Below are 16,123 nucleotides of genomic sequence, written 5' to 3'. Positions count from 1 at the left end.
GATGGTAGTGTGGGGTTTCCCCATGTGAGAGTAGGTCATCGTCAAGATTAAATTCCGAAACCCCATTTGCGAAAGCAAATGGGGTTTTGTTTTGGGCGGTCGAAAAGGGCGAAGAGGCTCATTACGGCGGCCTTCAATGCTAAAGTCCCGCCTTTCTATGCAATGACCTTGCGCATGGCTATCATGCGTGCCTCATTGTGAGGCGATACTTGCATGCTGACGTTGTTAAAGCTTTTGAAGGATGGCCGATTTCATTCCGGAGAAGCGCTGGGTGCTGCCCTGGGGGTTAGTCGCAGTGCTGTCTGGAAGCAACTGCAGCACCTCGAAGCTGAGTTGAATCTGCCCATCCATAAAGTTCGGGGCAAGGGTTATCAGTTGGCTTCGCCGCTGGTGTTCTTGAGCGCTACGGACATTGCGCTGAATGCGCCGTCCCTTTCGTGGCCTGTCCATATATCCGATTCCATCGACTCCACCAATGCAGAGGCCTTGCGCCTTGTTGATGCTGGGCATGTGGCGCCGTTCCTGGTGCTTGCGGAACAGCAGACGGCAGGACGGGGCAGGCGGGGCCGAAAGTGGGTCAGCCCATTCGCTCAGAACGTGTATTACAGCCTTGTGTTGCGTATCGAAGGAGGCCTTCGGCAACTAGAGGGGCTCAGTCTGGTGGTTGGCCTGGCGGTCATGCAGTCCTTACGTGAGTCTGGGGTGCAGGGCGCGACCTTGAAATGGCCAAATGATGTATTGGTAGGGCAGAAGAAAATAGCCGGGATCTTGCTGGAGTTGGTGGGGGATCCGGCGGATATCTGTCACGTTGTCCTCGGAATAGGTATCAACGTAAACATGCAGAAAGCTGAGGAGGTTGATCAGCAGTGGACTTCGGTGCAGCTCGAGAAGGGCTCTCCTGCAGATCGTAATTCGCTGGTTGCGCGATTGGGCCTTCAGCTGCAGGACTATCTGGATCGTCATCGGGCGGAGGGCTTTACGGCGCTTCAAGAGGAGTGGGAGCAAAACCACGCATGGCAGGGAAGGGCTGTCTCCCTCATTGCGGGTGTCAACCAGGTCGATGGAATTGTGCTGGGAGTCGACTCTCAAGGTGCGTTGCGTTTAAGTGTTGATGGTGTTGAGAAAATATACAGTGGTGGTGAGTTAAGCCTGAGGTTGCGTGATGATTCTTGAGCTCGACTGTGGGAATAGCTTTATCAAGTGGCGAATACTTGACTCGGATAGGGCGAGCGCCTCTGCGGAGGGGGTTGCCGGTTCGGACATCGCATTGATTGAAAGTCTGACAGCGCTACCAGGCATATTGCTGACACGCTGTAGGTTGGTGAGTGTTCGCGCCTTGGAGGAAACAGACAAGTTGGTCGCCGCTCTCGTTGAGGCCTTTGGTGTTGTTGTTTCCTGTGCTGCTTCCGCCCGAGAGATGGCTGGGGTGCGCAATGGCTACGAAGATTTCGAGCGTCTTGGCCTTGATCGTTGGTTAGCGATGTTGGGTGGATTCAAGTTGGCATCGGGCGCATGTCTGGTGCTCGATTTTGGTACGGCAGCAACTGCAGATTTTATTGCCGCCGATGGCGAGCACTTGGGCGGCTTCATCTGCCCAGGGATGCCCCTCATGCGTAACCAGCTGCGAACGCACACGCGGCGGATACGCTACGACGATGTTGCTGCGGAAAGGGCTCTTGAGCGCCTTTCCCCTGGTCGTACCACCGTAGAGGCCGTCGAGCGTGGCTGTACATTGATGCTTAGGGGGTTTGTGCTGACGCAGCTTGAATTGGCTCGCGCCTACTGGGGGGATGACTTCACTGTGTTCCTGACCGGTGGGGATGCAGCCCTGGTGTCAGACGCGGTGCCGCAGGCTCGACTCGTGCCTGACCTGATTTTTGTTGGGTTGGCGATGGCGTGTCCTTTATCGTGAGGTGATTATGCGTTGGCTGTTTTTGCTTTTACTCGTCCTCAACGCCTTCTACTACGTATGGCATCAGCAAGAAGCGCCATTGCGCGCCAAGGACGTTACGCCCCTGAGCCTCTATAAAGGCTCGCAGCAGGATATTCGATTGCTCAGTGAGTCCGCGGATGCTGTGGTCCGCAGGGATCGAGCAAGGGCGCCTGACTCGTCGAATACGTGCTTGTACATCGGTGGTTTTTCGGATCAGCGCCAGGCGCAGTCCGTCGAGCAGCGTCTCGTGAGCCTGGATATCAAGGTCAAGCTGCAGTTGCTGAGCGCGCCGGATGCCTCGGGTTACTGGCTCCGGGTTGCCCCTGAAAGCCGGCGGTTGGCTGATGATCTGCCGTTTGAAAACCTTGCTAAGGAATTCAATGAGTTAAAACATAAAATAATGTTGTGCGAAGGCGTTGCAACTGTCGAATAGTTTGCATAGAATGGCGCCCGCTTCGCAGTGAAGACCTTTACGGTCTACAGCGTGAAGCGAAGGTCAACGCAGCTAACCTCATATTTTTAAATGAGAAAATGCTTGACAGAAGGCCGGCGTGATGTAGAATGCCGGCTCGCTTAGGAGGGGTTCCCGAGCGGCCAAAGGGATCAGACTGTAAATCTGACGTCTACGACTTCGAAGGTTCGAATCCTTCCCCCTCCACCATTTTTAGCGTGAGCTGCAAGCTCCGCGGGTATAGTTTAGTGGTAGAACCTCAGCCTTCCAAGCTGATGATGCGGGTTCGATTCCCGCTACCCGCTCCAAGTTTGCAGGTTGTGCAATGTGTTTCGCTCTTGTAGCTCAGTTGGTAGAGCACACCCTTGGTAAGGGTGAGGTCAGCGGTTCAAATCCGCTCAAGAGCTCCATATAACAAGGCAGATATGAAAATATCTGCCTTTGTTTTAACAGCTACCTCGGCTTGATAGTGGTGTTTCCGGTGTTGTTGCTGGATGATTTCAAGTCTAGCGGGGTTGGTTGTTGTAAAGTCTTTTTCAGGCCTGCATAATGGTCGGCCTGATTTTGTTTTAGGTCAGTAGCTCAATTGGCAGAGCAACGGTCTCCAAAACCGTAGGTTGGGGGTTCGATTCCCTCCTGACCTGCCAGATTCACGTGGTGTGTCTGGCTTTCTTTTCACAGGATCTTCATAGATGACTCCTAAGGCTGAAGCTCAAAGCTCTCGTTTCGATCTCGTCAAGTGGCTCGCTGTAGTCGCATTGGTGGTCGTAGGCGTTGTTGGCAATCAGTACTACTCTGCTTCGCCGATCCTGTACCGCGTACTCGCTTTGCTCGCCCTTGCTGCTGTAGCTGCCTTTGTAGGCCTGCAGACTGCCAAAGGCAAGTCTTTCGCAGTCCTGGTAAAGGAAGCTCGCACCGAAATCCGTAAAGTCGTTTGGCCGACTCGCCAAGAAACCACGCAGACCACGTTGATTGTTGTGGCTGTTGTACTGGTTATGGCGTTGCTGTTGTGGGGGCTTGATTCCCTGCTCGGCTGGCTTGTTTCCTTGATTGTTGGCTAAGGGTGTCCCGTGGCTAAGCGTTGGTACGTTGTGCATGCTTACTCGGGTTACGAGAAGCATGTTATGCGCTCTTTGCTGGAGCGCGTAAAGCTGGCAGGCATGGAAGATGGCTTCGGCGAAATTCTGGTTCCCACTGAAGAGGTGGTTGAAATGCGGAATGGTCAGAAGCGCAAGAGTGAACGCAAGTTCTTCCCTGGCTACGTGCTGGTACAGATGGACATGAACGAAGGTACTTGGCACTTGGTCAAGGACACTCCTCGTGTCATGGGTTTCATTGGCGGTACCGCTGATAAGCCTGCTCCGATCACTGACAAAGAGGCAGAAGCGATCCTGCGTCGTGTTGCTGACGGTAGCGACAAGCCTAAGCCGAAGACGTTGTTCGAGCCGGGTGAGGTTGTTCGTGTCACAGATGGTCCGTTTGCTGATTTCAACGGCACCGTCGAAGAAGTTAACTACGAAAAGAGCCGGATCCAGGTGGCAGTGCTCATTTTCGGTCGCTCTACCCCGGTAGAGTTGGAGTTCAGCCAGGTCGAGAAGGTCTAGCTGAGCAAGCATCCCAACCCCGCAGCCTTAGGCTGTGGGGTTTTGTCGTCACTGGGATAAACGCGCAAGTAACCGGGGAGCCTTTCGAGGCGTTTGAACCCGTAATTGGAGTGCCTCATGGCCAAGAAGATTACCGCTTACATCAAGCTGCAAGTGAAGGCCGCTCAGGCCAACCCTAGCCCACCCGTCGGCCCAGCTCTGGGTCAGCACGGCGTGAACATCATGGAATTCTGCAAGGCCTTCAACGCCCGTACTCAGGGTCTTGAGCCAGGTCTGCCGACTCCAGTGATCATCACTGTATACAGCGACCGTAGCTTCACCTTCGAAACCAAGTCGACCCCGGCTTCGGTTCTGTTGAAGAAAGCTGCTGGTCTGACTAGCGGTTCCGCTCGTCCTAACACCGTTAAGGTTGGCACCGTAACTCGTGCTCAGCTGGAAGAAATCGCGAAAACCAAAAACGCGGATCTGACTGCAGCTGATATGGATGCAGCCGTGCGTACCATCGCCGGTTCTGCTCGTAGCATGGGCCTTAACGTGGAGGGTGTGTAATGGCTAAGCTGACCAAGCGCCAAAAGGCTATCGCCGGCAAAATCGAAGCAGGCAAGGCCTACAACTTTGTAGACGCTGCTGCCCTGCTGGCCGAGCTGTCGACTGTCAAGTTCAGCGAGTCCGTTGACGTTGCTGTAAACCTGGGTGTTGACCCACGTAAATCCGACCAGGTCGTTCGTAGCGCTACTGTGCTGCCACACGGTACTGGCAAGACTGTACGTGTTGCTGTCTTCACCCAGGGCCCGGCAGCTGAAGCTGCTCTGGCCGCTGGTGCTGATCGCGTTGGCATGGACGACCTGGCTGCCGAAATGAAAGGCGGCGACCTGAACTATGACGTAGTTATTGCTTCCCCGGATGCAATGCGCGTTGTAGGTCAGTTGGGTCAGATCCTGGGTCCACGTGGTCTGATGCCTAACCCTAAAGTCGGCACCGTAACTCCAGACGTAGCTACCGCGGTTAAAAACGCCAAGGCTGGTCAGGTTCGTTATCGCACCGACAAAAACGGCATCATTCACACCTCCGTTGGCAAAGTCGGCTTCGATGCCGTCAAGCTGAAGGAAAACGTTGAAGCCCTGATCGCTGATCTGAAGCGTATCAAGCCAGCTTCCTCGAAAGGTATCTACGTCAAGCGCGTTACCCTGAGCACCACTATGGGCCCAGGTCTGGTCATCGACCAAGGCTCGCTGGACGTATAAGACACAAATTGGTGCAAGCGATTGCGCCAATTGGAAAAAATTGGGGTCCCTGCTTTGCGGGGGCTATCCAAGACCGTAGGCGACGCAAGTCTTAAACCACAAGCCTACGCAGATGGTGCTCCCGGTTCCTTACCGAATCAGACACCAAAACGACATCCGGCTCCGGCCAGATGAAACGGTAACAAGCAGGAGTTTAACCCGTGGCAATTAATCTCGAAGACAAGAAGGCCATCGTCGCTGAAGTCAACGAGGCTGCCAAAGCTGCTCTGTCCGCTGTCGTGGCTGATGCCCGTGGTGTGACAGTAAGCGCTATGACCGGACTCCGTAAAGAGGCTCGTGAAGCTGGCGTATACGTACGTGTTGTACGTAACACCCTGCTCAAGCGCGCTGTTGCTGACACTGAATACAGTGTTCTCAACGACGTGTTCACCGGCCCGACTCTGATCGCGTTCTCCAAGGAACACCCGGGCGCTGCTGCCCGTTTGTTCAAGGAATTCGCCAAGAGTCAGGATAAGTTCGAGATCAAGGCAGCTGCGTTCGAGGGCAAGTTCCTCGCAGCTAACCAAATCGACGTACTGGCAACACTGCCGACCCGTAACGAAGCTATTTCTCAGCTGATGAGCGTGATTCAAGGCGCTACCAGCAAGTTGGCTCGTACTCTGGCCGCAGTTCGCGAGCAAAAAGAAGCTGCCGCAGCCTAAGGCTGAGCAAGTTCTCTCGCGTTTTTTTGTTTATTTCGATGGCCGCGTAGGCCGTCCCCCAATTCAGGAAATACAGCAATGTCTATCTCCCAAGACGATATCCTCAACGCCGTAGCTGAAATGTCGGTTCTGCAGGTTGTTGAGCTGATCAAAGCTTTCGAAGAAAAATTCGGCGTTTCCGCTGCCGCTGCTTCTGCTGGCCCAGCTGCTGCTGCAGTTGTTGCTGAAGAGCAAACCGAATTCAACGTCATGCTGCTGGAAGCTGGCGAGAAGAAAGTAAACGTGATCAAGGCAGTACGTGAACTGACCGGTCTGGGCCTGAAAGAAGCCAAGGCTGTAGTTGACGGCGCTCCTGCCATGGTTCTGGAAGCTGTTGCCAAAGACGCAGCTGACAAAGCCAAAGCAGCACTGGAAGAAGCAGGCGCTAAAGTCGAGCTGAAGTAAGCATCGACCTTGCGTCTCCAGCCCAAGCGTTAAGCTGAAGGCTGATGGCTGGTGGCACTTGCCACCGGCCTTTTTCCGTTCTTGGCTGCCGACTAGGTCGCCGCCATGAACGCGCTGTAGCCACCCGATGCGGTGGTGCAAACCATGGGGTTTGCAAGATTTTCTGGCTGCTCCCGTCGGAGGGGCCAAACAAGCAGGTGACCAAGCTGGGGAACGCTGATGGCTTACTCATATACTGAGAAAAAACGTATCCGCAAGGACTTTAGCAAGTTGCCGGACGTCATGGATGTCCCGTACCTTCTGGCTATCCAGCTGGATTCGTATCGTGAATTCTTGCAGGCGGGAGCGACCAAAGATCAGTTCCGCGACGTGGGCCTGCATGCGGCCTTCAAATCCGTTTTCCCGATCATCAGCTACTCCGGCAATGCTGCGCTGGAGTACGTCGGTTATCGCCTGGGCGAACCGGCATTTGATGTCAAAGAATGCGTGTTGCGCGGTGTTACGTACGCCGTACCTTTGCGGGTAAAAGTCCGTCTGATCATTTTCGACAAAGAATCGTCGAACAAAGCGATCAAGGACATCAAAGAGCAAGAAGTCTACATGGGCGAAATCCCACTGATGACTGAAAACGGTACCTTCGTTATCAACGGTACCGAGCGTGTTATCGTTTCCCAGCTGCACCGTTCCCCGGGCGTGTTCTTCGATCACGACCGCGGCAAGACGCACAGCTCCGGCAAGCTCCTGTACTCCGCGCGGATCATTCCGTACCGCGGTTCGTGGTTGGACTTCGAGTTCGATCCGAAGGACTGCGTGTTCGTGCGTATCGACCGTCGTCGCAAGCTGCCGGCCTCGGTACTGCTGCGCGCGCTCGGTTATACCACTGAGCAAGTGCTGGACGCTTTCTACACCACCAACGTATTCAGCCTGAAGGATGAAACCCTCAGCCTGGAGCTGATCGCTTCGCGTCTGCGTGGTGAAATTGCTGTCCTGGACATCCAGGACGAGAAAGGCAAGGTCATTGTTGAAGCTGGCCGTCGTATTACTGCGCGCCACATCAACCAGATCGAAAAAGCCGGTATCAAATCGTTGGACGTACCCCTGGACTACGTCCTGGGTCGTACCACTGCCAAGGCCATCGTTCACCCAGCTACAGGCGAGATCCTGGCTGAGTGCAACACCGAGCTGAACACCGAGATCCTGGCAAAAATTGCCAAGGCCCAGGTTGTTCGCCTCGAGACCCTGTACACCAACGACATCGACTGCGGTCCGTTCGTCTCCGACACGCTGAAGATCGACTCCACCAGCAACCAATTGGAAGCACTGGTCGAGATCTATCGCATGATGCGTCCAGGCGAGCCGCCAACCAAAGACGCTGCTGAAACCCTGTTCAACAACCTGTTCTTCAGCCCTGAGCGCTATGACCTGTCTGCGGTCGGCCGGATGAAGTTCAACCGTCGTATCGGTCGTACCGAGATCGAAGGTTCGGGCGTGCTGTGCAAGGAAGACATCGTCGCGGTACTGAAGACCCTGGTCGACATCCGTAACGGTAAAGGCATCGTCGATGACATCGACCACCTGGGTAACCGTCGTGTTCGCTGCGTAGGCGAAATGGCCGAGAACCAGTTCCGCGTTGGCCTGGTACGTGTTGAGCGTGCGGTCAAAGAGCGTCTGTCGATGGCTGAAAGCGAAGGCCTGATGCCGCAAGACCTGATCAACGCCAAGCCTGTGGCTGCGGCGGTGAAAGAGTTCTTCGGTTCCAGCCAGCTTTCGCAGTTCATGGACCAGAACAACCCGCTCTCCGAGATCACCCACAAGCGCCGTGTTTCCGCACTGGGCCCGGGCGGTCTGACCCGTGAGCGTGCAGGCTTCGAAGTTCGTGACGTACACCCGACGCACTACGGTCGTGTTTGCCCGATCGAAACGCCGGAAGGTCCGAACATCGGTCTGATCAACTCCCTGGCCGCTTATGCGCGCACCAACCAGTACGGCTTCCTCGAGAGCCCGTACCGTGTGGTGAAAGACGCTCTGGTCACCGACGAGATCGTATTCCTGTCCGCCATCGAAGAAGCTGATCACGTGATCGCTCAGGCTTCGGCCACGATGAACGACAAGAAAGTCCTGATCGACGAGCTGGTAGCTGTTCGTCACCTGAACGAGTTCACCGTCAAGGCGCCGGAAGACGTCACCTTGATGGACGTTTCGCCGAAGCAGGTAGTTTCGGTTGCAGCGTCGCTGATCCCGTTCCTGGAGCACGATGACGCCAACCGTGCGTTGATGGGTTCCAACATGCAGCGTCAAGCTGTACCAACCCTGCGCGCTGACAAGCCGCTGGTAGGTACCGGCATGGAACGTAACGTAGCTCGTGACTCCGGCGTTTGCGTCGTGGCTCGTCGTGGCGGCGTGATCGACTCCGTTGATGCCAGCCGTATCGTGGTTCGTGTTGCCGATGACGAAGTTGAAACTGGCGAAGCCGGTGTCGACATCTACAACCTGACCAAATACACCCGCTCGAACCAGAACACCTGCATCAACCAGCGTCCGCTGGTGAGCAAGGGTGATCGCGTTCAGCGTAGCGACATCATGGCCGACGGCCCGTCCACCGACATGGGTGAGCTGGCGCTGGGTCAGAACATGCGCATCGCGTTCATGGCATGGAACGGCTTCAACTTCGAAGACTCCATCTGCCTGTCCGAGCGTGTTGTCCAAGAAGACCGTTTCACCACGATCCACATCCAGGAACTGACCTGTGTGGCACGTGATACCAAGCTTGGGCCAGAGGAAATCACTGCAGACATCCCGAATGTGGGTGAAGCTGCACTGAACAAGCTGGACGAAGCCGGTATCGTTTACGTAGGTGCTGAAGTTGGCGCAGGCGATATTCTGGTCGGTAAGGTCACTCCGAAAGGCGAGACCCAACTGACTCCGGAAGAGAAGCTGTTGCGTGCCATCTTCGGTGAAAAAGCCAGCGACGTTAAAGACACCTCCCTGCGTGTACCTACCGGTACCAAAGGTACTGTCATCGACGTACAGGTCTTCACCCGTGACGGCGTTGAGCGTGATGCTCGTGCACTGTCCATCGAGAAGACCCAGCTCGACGAGATCCGCAAGGACCTGAACGAAGAGTTCCGTATCGTTGAAGGCGCGACCTTCGAACGTCTGCGTTCCGCTCTGGTAGGCCACAAGGCCGAAGGCGGCGCAGGCCTGAAGAAAGGTCAGGACATCACCGACGAAATCCTCGACGGTCTTGAGCACGGCCAGTGGTTCAAACTGCGCATGGCTGAAGACGCTCTGAACGAGCAACTCGAGAAGGCTCAGGCCTACATCGTTGATCGCCGCCGTCTGCTGGACGACAAGTTCGAAGACAAGAAGCGCAAACTGCAGCAGGGCGATGACCTGGCTCCAGGCGTGCTGAAAATCGTCAAGGTTTACCTGGCAATCCGTCGCCGCATCCAGCCGGGCGACAAGATGGCCGGTCGTCACGGTAACAAGGGTGTGGTCTCCGTGATCATGCCGGTTGAAGACATGCCGCACGATGCCAATGGCACCCCGGTCGACGTCGTCCTCAACCCGTTGGGCGTACCTTCGCGTATGAACGTTGGTCAGATCCTCGAAACCCACCTGGGCCTCGCGGCCAAAGGTCTGGGCGAGAAGATCAACCGTATGATCGAAGAGCAGCGCAAGGTCGCAGACCTGCGTAAGTTCCTGCACGAGATCTACAACGAGATCGGCGGTCGCAACGAAGAGCTGGACACCTTCTCCGACCAGGAAATCCTGGATCTGGCGAAGAACCTGCGCGGCGGCGTTCCAATGGCTACCCCGGTGTTCGACGGTGCCAAGGAAAGCGAAATCAAGGCCATGCTGAAACTGGCAGACCTGCCAGAAAGCGGCCAGATGCAGCTGTTCGACGGCCGTACCGGCAACAAGTTTGAGCGCCCGGTTACTGTTGGCTACATGTACATGCTGAAGCTGAACCACTTGGTAGACGACAAGATGCACGCTCGTTCTACCGGTTCGTACAGCCTGGTTACCCAGCAGCCGCTGGGTGGTAAGGCTCAGTTCGGTGGTCAGCGTTTCGGGGAGATGGAGGTCTGGGCACTGGAAGCATACGGTGCTGCTTACACTCTGCAAGAAATGCTCACAGTGAAGTCGGACGATGTGAACGGTCGTACCAAGATGTACAAAAACATCGTGGACGGCGATCACCGTATGGAGCCGGGCATGCCCGAGTCTTTCAACGTGTTGATCAAAGAAATTCGTTCCCTCGGCATCGATATCGATCTGGAAACCGAATAACACGTGACGCGAATCGAGAGCGGGGCTGTTTAGCCCGCTCTCTGCTCCGCCAGGAGGAAAGGCCTTGAAAGACCTACTGAATTTGCTGAAAAACCAGGGTCAAGTCGAAGAGTTCGACGCCATCCGTATTGGGTTGGCATCGCCTGAGATGATCCGTTCGTGGTCGTTCGGTGAAGTTAAAAAGCCGGAAACCATCAACTACCGTACGTTCAAACCTGAGCGTGACGGCCTGTTCTGCGCCAAGATCTTTGGCCCGGTAAAGGATTACGAGTGCCTGTGCGGTAAGTACAAGCGCTTGAAGCACCGTGGTGTGATCTGCGAGAAGTGCGGCGTTGAAGTTGCACTGGCCAAGGTTCGTCGTGAGCGCATGGCGCACATCGAACTGGCTTCGCCGGTTGCCCACATCTGGTTCCTGAAATCGCTGCCGTCCCGTATCGGCTTGCTGATGGACATGACCCTGCGTGATATCGAACGCGTTCTCTACTTCGAGAGCTATGTCGTTATCGATCCAGGCATGACCACCCTTGAAAAAGGTCAGCTGCTGAACGACGAGCAGTACTTCGAAGCGCTGGAAGAGTTCGGTGATGACTTCGACGCCCGCATGGGTGCTGAAGCTGTCCGTGAACTGCTGCACGCTATCGACCTGGAACACGAGATTGGCCGTCTGCGCGAAGAAATTCCGCAAACCAACTCCGAAACCAAGATCAAGAAACTGTCCAAGCGTCTGAAGTTGATGGAAGCCTTCCAGGGTTCCGGCAACTTGCCAGAGTGGATGGTGCTGACCGTTCTGCCGGTTCTGCCGCCAGACTTGCGTCCGCTGGTACCGTTGGATGGTGGTCGTTTCGCGACGTCCGACCTCAACGACCTGTACCGCCGCGTGATCAACCGTAACAACCGCTTGAAGCGTCTGCTTGATCTGTCCGCTCCGGACATCATCGTGCGCAACGAAAAGCGTATGTTGCAGGAAGCTGTCGACGCCTTGCTCGACAACGGTCGTCGTGGTCGCGCTATCACCGGTTCCAACAAGCGTCCTCTGAAATCCTTGGCTGACATGATCAAGGGTAAGCAAGGTCGTTTCCGTCAGAACTTGCTTGGTAAGCGTGTTGACTACTCCGGTCGTTCGGTAATTACCGTAGGCCCGACCCTGCGTCTGCACCAGTGCGGTCTGCCCAAGAAGATGGCACTTGAGCTGTTCAAGCCGTTCATCTTCGGCAAGCTTGAAATGCGCGGTCTCGCGACCACCATCAAAGCGGCCAAGAAAATGGTCGAGCGCGAACTGCCAGAGGTTTGGGACGTTCTCGCTGAAGTGATTCGCGAACACCCGGTTCTCCTCAACCGTGCACCGACCCTTCACCGTCTGGGTATCCAGGCGTTTGAACCGGTATTGATCGAAGGTAAGGCTATCCAGCTGCACCCTCTGGTCTGTGCTGCGTACAACGCCGACTTCGACGGCGACCAAATGGCCGTGCACGTACCGCTGACACTGGAAGCCCAGTTGGAAGCGCGTGCGTTGATGATGTCGACCAACAACATTCTGTCGCCAGCCAACGGTGAGCCAATCATCGTTCCGTCGCAGGACGTTGTATTGGGTCTGTACTACATGACCCGTGAAGCGATCAACGCCAAGGGCGAAGGCCGCGTATTCGCTGACCTGCAAGAAGTTGACCGTGTGTTCCGTGCCGGCGAAGCCGCACTGCACGCCAAGGTCAAAGTGCGGATCAACGAAACCGTCAACGACCGTGACGGCGGCAGCGTGAGCGGCACCCGTATCGTCGACACCACTGTCGGCCGTGCGCTGCTGTATCAAGTTGTGCCAAAAGGTCTGTCGTACGACGTCGTCAACTTGCCGATGAAGAAAAAGGCGATCTCCAAGCTGATCAACCAGTGCTACCGCGTGGTTGGTTTGAAAGAGACCGTGATCTTCGCTGACCAGTTGATGTACACCGGTTTTGCTTATTCGACCATTTCCGGCGTTTCCATCGGTGTTAACGACTTCGTTATCCCGGATGAAAAAGCCCGCATCATCAGTGCTGCCACTGACGAAGTGAAAGAGATCGAAAGCCAGTACGCCTCGGGCCTGGTAACACAGGGCGAGAAGTACAACAAAGTGATCGACCTTTGGTCCAAGGCCAACGACGAAGTTTCCAAGGCGATGATGGCTAACCTCTCGAAAGAGAAAGTCATTGACCGTCACGGCGACGAAGTTGACCAGGAATCCTTCAACTCGATGTACATGATGGCCGACTCGGGCGCACGGGGTTCTGCTGCGCAGATCCGTCAGCTCGCCGGTATGCGTGGCCTGATGGCCAAGCCGGACGGCTCCATCATCGAAACGCCGATCACTGCGAACTTCCGTGAAGGTTTGAGCGTACTTCAGTACTTCATCTCCACTCACGGTGCTCGTAAGGGTCTTGCGGATACCGCGTTGAAAACCGCTAACTCCGGTTACCTGACTCGTCGTCTGGTAGACGTTGCACAAGATCTGGTTGTAACCGAGATCGATTGCGGCACCGAGCACGGCCTGCTGATGACTCCGCACATTGAAGGCGGTGACGTCGTAGAGCCGCTGGGTGAGCGCGTATTGGGCCGTGTTATTGCCCGTGACGTATTCAAGCCGGGTACCGAGGAAATCATCGTTCCTGCCGGCACCCTGGTAGACGAGAAGTGGGTCGAGTTCATCGAACTCAACAGCATCGACGAAGTGATTGTTCGCTCGCCGATCAGCTGCGAAACCCGCTACGGCATTTGCGCCAAGTGCTACGGCCGTGACTTGGCTCGTGGTCACCAGGTGAACATCGGTGAAGCGGTCGGCGTTATCGCTGCCCAGTCCATCGGTGAGCCGGGTACCCAGCTGACCATGCGTACGTTCCACATCGGTGGTGCGGCAAGCCGGACCTCCGCAGCCGACAGCGTTCAGGTGAAGAATGGCGGTACTGTCCGTCTGCACAACCTGAAACACGTTGAGCGAGTGGATGGCCACCTGGTTGCTGTGTCCCGTTCCGGTGAGCTGGCTATCGCTGATGACTTCGGTCGTGAGCGCGAGCGTTACAAGCTGCCGTACGGTGCCGTGATTTCGGTTAAAGAAGGTGACAAGGTCGACGCTGGCGCAATCGTGGCCAAGTGGGATCCGCACACTCACCCAATCGTTACCGAAATGAAAGGTACCGTGACCTACGTGGGCATGGAAGAAGGCATCACGATCAAGCGTCAGACTGACGAATTGACCGGTATGACCAACATTGAAGTACTCGACGCCAAAGATCGTCCAGCTGCCGGTAAAGACATCCGTCCTGCCGTGAAGATGGTCGATGACAACGGCAAGGACCTGTTGCTGCCAGGTACTGACGTAATCGCTCAGTACTTCCTGCCAGCCAACGCCCTGGTCGGTGTGGCGGATGGTGCGAAGATCGCGATCGGTGATGTTATCGCGCGTATCCCGCAAGAAACTTCGAAGACTCGAGACATCACCGGTGGTCTGCCGCGTGTTGCCGACTTGTTCGAAGCTCGTCGTCCGAAAGAAGCATCGATTCTGGCTGAAGTCAGCGGCACCATCGCGTTCGGTAAAGAGACCAAGGGCAAGCGCCGTCTGGTCATTACCCCGAACGACGGTACCGATCCGTACGAAGAGCTGATTCCGAAGTGGCGTCACCTGAACGTCTTCGAAGGCGAACAGGTAAACCGCGGCGAAGTTATCTCCGACGGCCCGAGCGATCCACACGACATCCTGCGTCTGCTGGGTGTGAGTGCGCTGGCCAAGTACATCGTTAACGAGATCCAGGACGTTTACCGCCTGCAAGGCGTGAAGATCAACGATAAGCACATCGAGACCATCCTGCGTCAGATGCTGCGTAAAGTTGAAATCGCTGAATCCGGCGATTCCAGTTTCATCAAGGGCGACCAGATGGAGCTGACTCACGTACTGGTAGAGAACGAGCGTCTGGCTGGCGACGAGAAATTCGTTTCCAAATTCACTCGTGTGTTGCTGGGTATCACCAAGGCGTCGTTGTCCACTGAGTCGTTCATCTCGGCGGCCTCCTTCCAGGAGACCACTCGCGTACTGACCGAAGCAGCGGTAACCGGCAAGCGCGATTACCTGCGCGGCCTGAAAGAAAACGTGGTCGTGGGTCGTCTGATCCCGGCAGGTACCGGTTTGGCTTACCATAGCGAGCGTAAGCGTCGCCGTGATGCTGACAAGCCGCTGCGCGTAAGCGCCAGTGAAGTGGAAGCTGCACTGACCGAAGCACTGAACTCAAGCGGTAACTGAGTTCAGCGATAGATAAGACCGGGCCCTGGCAGCCCCATTCGTCGGATCGAGGCAGTTTTGTCGCGGTTCGACGAGAGGGGAGGTCGGGGCCTTGCCTTGACTGGGGACAAGATCCTCTTTAGACTCTTGTACCCCTAAATTTGGCGGGAATTCGTTCCTGCCATTTTGCTTTTCTTGCAAGACAATAGCGTCGCAAGACAACAGTGGAGCTAGTAGATGGCAACTATCAACCAGCTGGTACGTCAGCCGCGTAAGCGTATCGTCGAGAAATCCGACGTGCCTGCGCTGCAGAACTGCCCGCAACGTCGTGGCGTATGCACCCGTGTGTATACCACCACGCCGAAAAAACCTAACTCGGCACTGCGTAAAGTATGCCGTGTGCGCCTGACCAACGGTTTCGAGGTTTCCTCGTACATCGGTGGTGAAGGTCACAACCTGCAAGAGCACAGCGTGGTACTGATCCGCGGCGGTCGTGTAAAAGACTTGCCAGGTGTTCGTTACCACACCGTACGCGGCTCCTTGGATACTTCCGGCGTTAAAGGTCGTAACCAGGGTCGTTCGAAGTACGGTACCAAGAAGCCTAAGTAGTAGCGGCTTTTTGTAAAACTGAATCATCTTATTTTCTGAGTCGATAAGAGTAAGGTCGGAGGCGTCCCGCAAGGGCACCGATTCCGAACGAACCTGAAGACCGTTTGAGGGCTTATCCATGCCAAGAAGACGCGTAGCAGCCAAGCGCGAAGTGCTTGACGATCCAAAATACGGAAGCCAAATCCTGGCCAAGTTCATGAACCACGTGATGGAAAGCGGCAAGAAAGCCGTTGCCGAGCGTATCGTTTATGGCGCGCTGGAAAAGGTTAAAGAACGCAAGAACAGCGACCCCCTGGAAATCTTCGAGAAAGCTCTCGACGCCATCGCTCCGCTGGTCGAAGTGAAGTCGCGCCGTGTAGGCGGTGCTACTTACCAGGTTCCGGTTGAAGTTCGTCCGTCCCGTCGTAACGCTCTGGCAATGCGCTGGTTGGTAGACTTCGCCCGTAAGCGCGGCGAGAAGTCTATGGCTCTGCGTTTGGCCGGCGAACTGTTGGACGCCGCTGAAGGTAAAGGTGCTGCTGTTAAGAAGCGTGAAGACGTGCACCGTATGGCTGAAGCTAACAAAGCTTTCTCGCACTACCGCTTCTAATTCTAGCTTCAC

13 protein-coding genes and 4 tRNA genes are annotated in these 16,123 nt (G+C 55.6%); all 17 read left to right on the top strand.

All coding sequences use genetic code 11. The features are described 5' to 3' along the window. Positions 1-213 precede the first annotated feature (213 nt). The 17 genes from birA (at position 214) to rpsG (ending at position 16,111) form a co-directional block, all read left to right on the top strand. Positions 214-1,173, top strand: coding sequence for a bifunctional biotin--[acetyl-CoA-carboxylase] ligase/biotin operon repressor BirA (gene birA, locus AC0IYH_RS23855; RefSeq protein ID WP_122773502.1), 960 nt, complete (start codon positions 214-216; stop codon positions 1,171-1,173). Beyond that, the gene (locus AC0IYH_RS23850) at positions 1,163-1,912 is read left to right on the top strand and encodes a pantothenate kinase (RefSeq protein ID WP_116629466.1); all 750 of its coding nucleotides are present in this window, start codon (positions 1,163-1,165) and stop codon (positions 1,910-1,912) included. The genes birA and AC0IYH_RS23850 overlap by 11 nt, the downstream gene beginning before the upstream one ends. A 7-nt stretch (positions 1,913-1,919) precedes the next feature. After that, on the top strand, positions 1,920-2,366 hold the full coding sequence (locus AC0IYH_RS23845) for a hypothetical protein (RefSeq protein ID WP_116629465.1): 447 nt from the start codon (positions 1,920-1,922) through the stop codon (positions 2,364-2,366). 143 nt (positions 2,367-2,509) lie between these two features. Next, a tRNA-Tyr gene (locus AC0IYH_RS23840) sits at positions 2,510-2,594 on the top strand. Between the two features lie 24 nt (positions 2,595-2,618). Continuing rightward, positions 2,619-2,692 (top strand) — tRNA-Gly (locus AC0IYH_RS23835). Between the two features lie 26 nt (positions 2,693-2,718). Then, a tRNA-Thr gene (locus AC0IYH_RS23830) sits at positions 2,719-2,794 on the top strand. 161 nt (positions 2,795-2,955) lie between these two features. After that, a tRNA-Trp gene (locus tag AC0IYH_RS23825) sits at positions 2,956-3,031 on the top strand. A gap of 45 nt (positions 3,032-3,076) precedes the next feature. After that, positions 3,077-3,445 (top strand): preprotein translocase subunit SecE, encoded by a 369-nt coding sequence (gene secE, locus AC0IYH_RS23820; protein ID WP_003194658.1) that lies wholly within the window; start codon positions 3,077-3,079, stop codon positions 3,443-3,445. Between the two features lie 9 nt (positions 3,446-3,454). Continuing rightward, positions 3,455-3,988, top strand: coding sequence for a transcription termination/antitermination protein NusG (gene nusG / locus AC0IYH_RS23815; RefSeq protein ID WP_003176436.1), 534 nt, complete (start codon positions 3,455-3,457; stop codon positions 3,986-3,988). 117 nt (positions 3,989-4,105) lie between these two features. After that, positions 4,106-4,537: a 50S ribosomal protein L11 gene (gene rplK / locus AC0IYH_RS23810; protein WP_003176435.1), complete on the top strand. Its 432-nt coding sequence runs from the start codon at positions 4,106-4,108 to the stop codon at positions 4,535-4,537. Further along, complete coding sequence (rplA, locus tag AC0IYH_RS23805; RefSeq protein ID WP_033900028.1) at positions 4,537-5,232, top strand: 50S ribosomal protein L1; 696 nt, start codon at positions 4,537-4,539, stop codon at positions 5,230-5,232. The genes rplK and rplA overlap by 1 nt, the downstream gene beginning before the upstream one ends. 200 nt (positions 5,233-5,432) lie before the next feature. Continuing rightward, positions 5,433-5,933: a 50S ribosomal protein L10 gene (rplJ, locus tag AC0IYH_RS23800; RefSeq protein ID WP_116629464.1), complete on the top strand. Its 501-nt coding sequence runs from the start codon at positions 5,433-5,435 to the stop codon at positions 5,931-5,933. 78 nt (positions 5,934-6,011) lie between these two features. After that, on the top strand, positions 6,012-6,377 hold the full coding sequence (rplL, locus tag AC0IYH_RS23795) for a 50S ribosomal protein L7/L12 (protein ID WP_116629463.1): 366 nt from the start codon (positions 6,012-6,014) through the stop codon (positions 6,375-6,377). Between the two features lie 219 nt (positions 6,378-6,596). Then, positions 6,597-10,670 (top strand): DNA-directed RNA polymerase subunit beta, encoded by a 4,074-nt coding sequence (gene rpoB / locus AC0IYH_RS23790; RefSeq protein ID WP_116629462.1) that lies wholly within the window; start codon positions 6,597-6,599, stop codon positions 10,668-10,670. Between the two features lie 64 nt (positions 10,671-10,734). After that, positions 10,735-14,934 carry a DNA-directed RNA polymerase subunit beta' gene (rpoC, locus tag AC0IYH_RS23785; protein WP_116629461.1) on the top strand — a complete coding sequence of 1,400 codons (4,200 nt, stop codon included), beginning with the start codon at positions 10,735-10,737 and terminating at the stop codon, positions 14,932-14,934. Positions 14,935-15,150: 216 nt separating this feature from the next. Beyond that, positions 15,151-15,522 (top strand): 30S ribosomal protein S12, encoded by a 372-nt coding sequence (rpsL, locus tag AC0IYH_RS23780; RefSeq protein WP_002555494.1) that lies wholly within the window; start codon positions 15,151-15,153, stop codon positions 15,520-15,522. Between the two features lie 118 nt (positions 15,523-15,640). Next, a complete protein-coding gene (rpsG, locus tag AC0IYH_RS23775; protein ID WP_002555493.1) occupies positions 15,641-16,111 on the top strand; it encodes a 30S ribosomal protein S7 in 471 nt (156 codons plus the stop codon). Positions 16,112-16,123: the final 12 nt, after the last annotated feature.

Source organism: Pseudomonas sp. AC463 (assembly GCF_979253585.1).
This window is presented reverse-complemented; position numbering and strand designations above follow the sequence as displayed.

Bases quoted from the DNA above. Each gene is read 5' to 3' on its own strand.
- birA (WP_122773502.1), top strand. From the start codon at position 214: ATGCTGACGTTGTTAAAGCTTTTGAAGGATGGCCGATTTCATTCCGGA.
- AC0IYH_RS23850 (WP_116629466.1), top strand. From the start codon at position 1,163: ATGATTCTTGAGCTCGACTGTGGGAATAGCTTTATCAAGTGGCGAATA.
- AC0IYH_RS23845 (WP_116629465.1), top strand. From the start codon at position 1,920: ATGCGTTGGCTGTTTTTGCTTTTACTCGTCCTCAACGCCTTCTACTAC.
- secE (WP_003194658.1), top strand. From the start codon at position 3,077: ATGACTCCTAAGGCTGAAGCTCAAAGCTCTCGTTTCGATCTCGTCAAG.
- rplK (WP_003176435.1), top strand. From the start codon at position 4,106: ATGGCCAAGAAGATTACCGCTTACATCAAGCTGCAAGTGAAGGCCGCT.
- rplA (WP_033900028.1), top strand. From the start codon at position 4,537: ATGGCTAAGCTGACCAAGCGCCAAAAGGCTATCGCCGGCAAAATCGAA.
- rplL (WP_116629463.1), top strand. From the start codon at position 6,012: ATGTCTATCTCCCAAGACGATATCCTCAACGCCGTAGCTGAAATGTCG.
- rpoB (WP_116629462.1), top strand. From the start codon at position 6,597: ATGGCTTACTCATATACTGAGAAAAAACGTATCCGCAAGGACTTTAGC.
- rpsL (WP_002555494.1), top strand. From the start codon at position 15,151: ATGGCAACTATCAACCAGCTGGTACGTCAGCCGCGTAAGCGTATCGTC.
- rpsG (WP_002555493.1), top strand. From the start codon at position 15,641: ATGCCAAGAAGACGCGTAGCAGCCAAGCGCGAAGTGCTTGACGATCCA.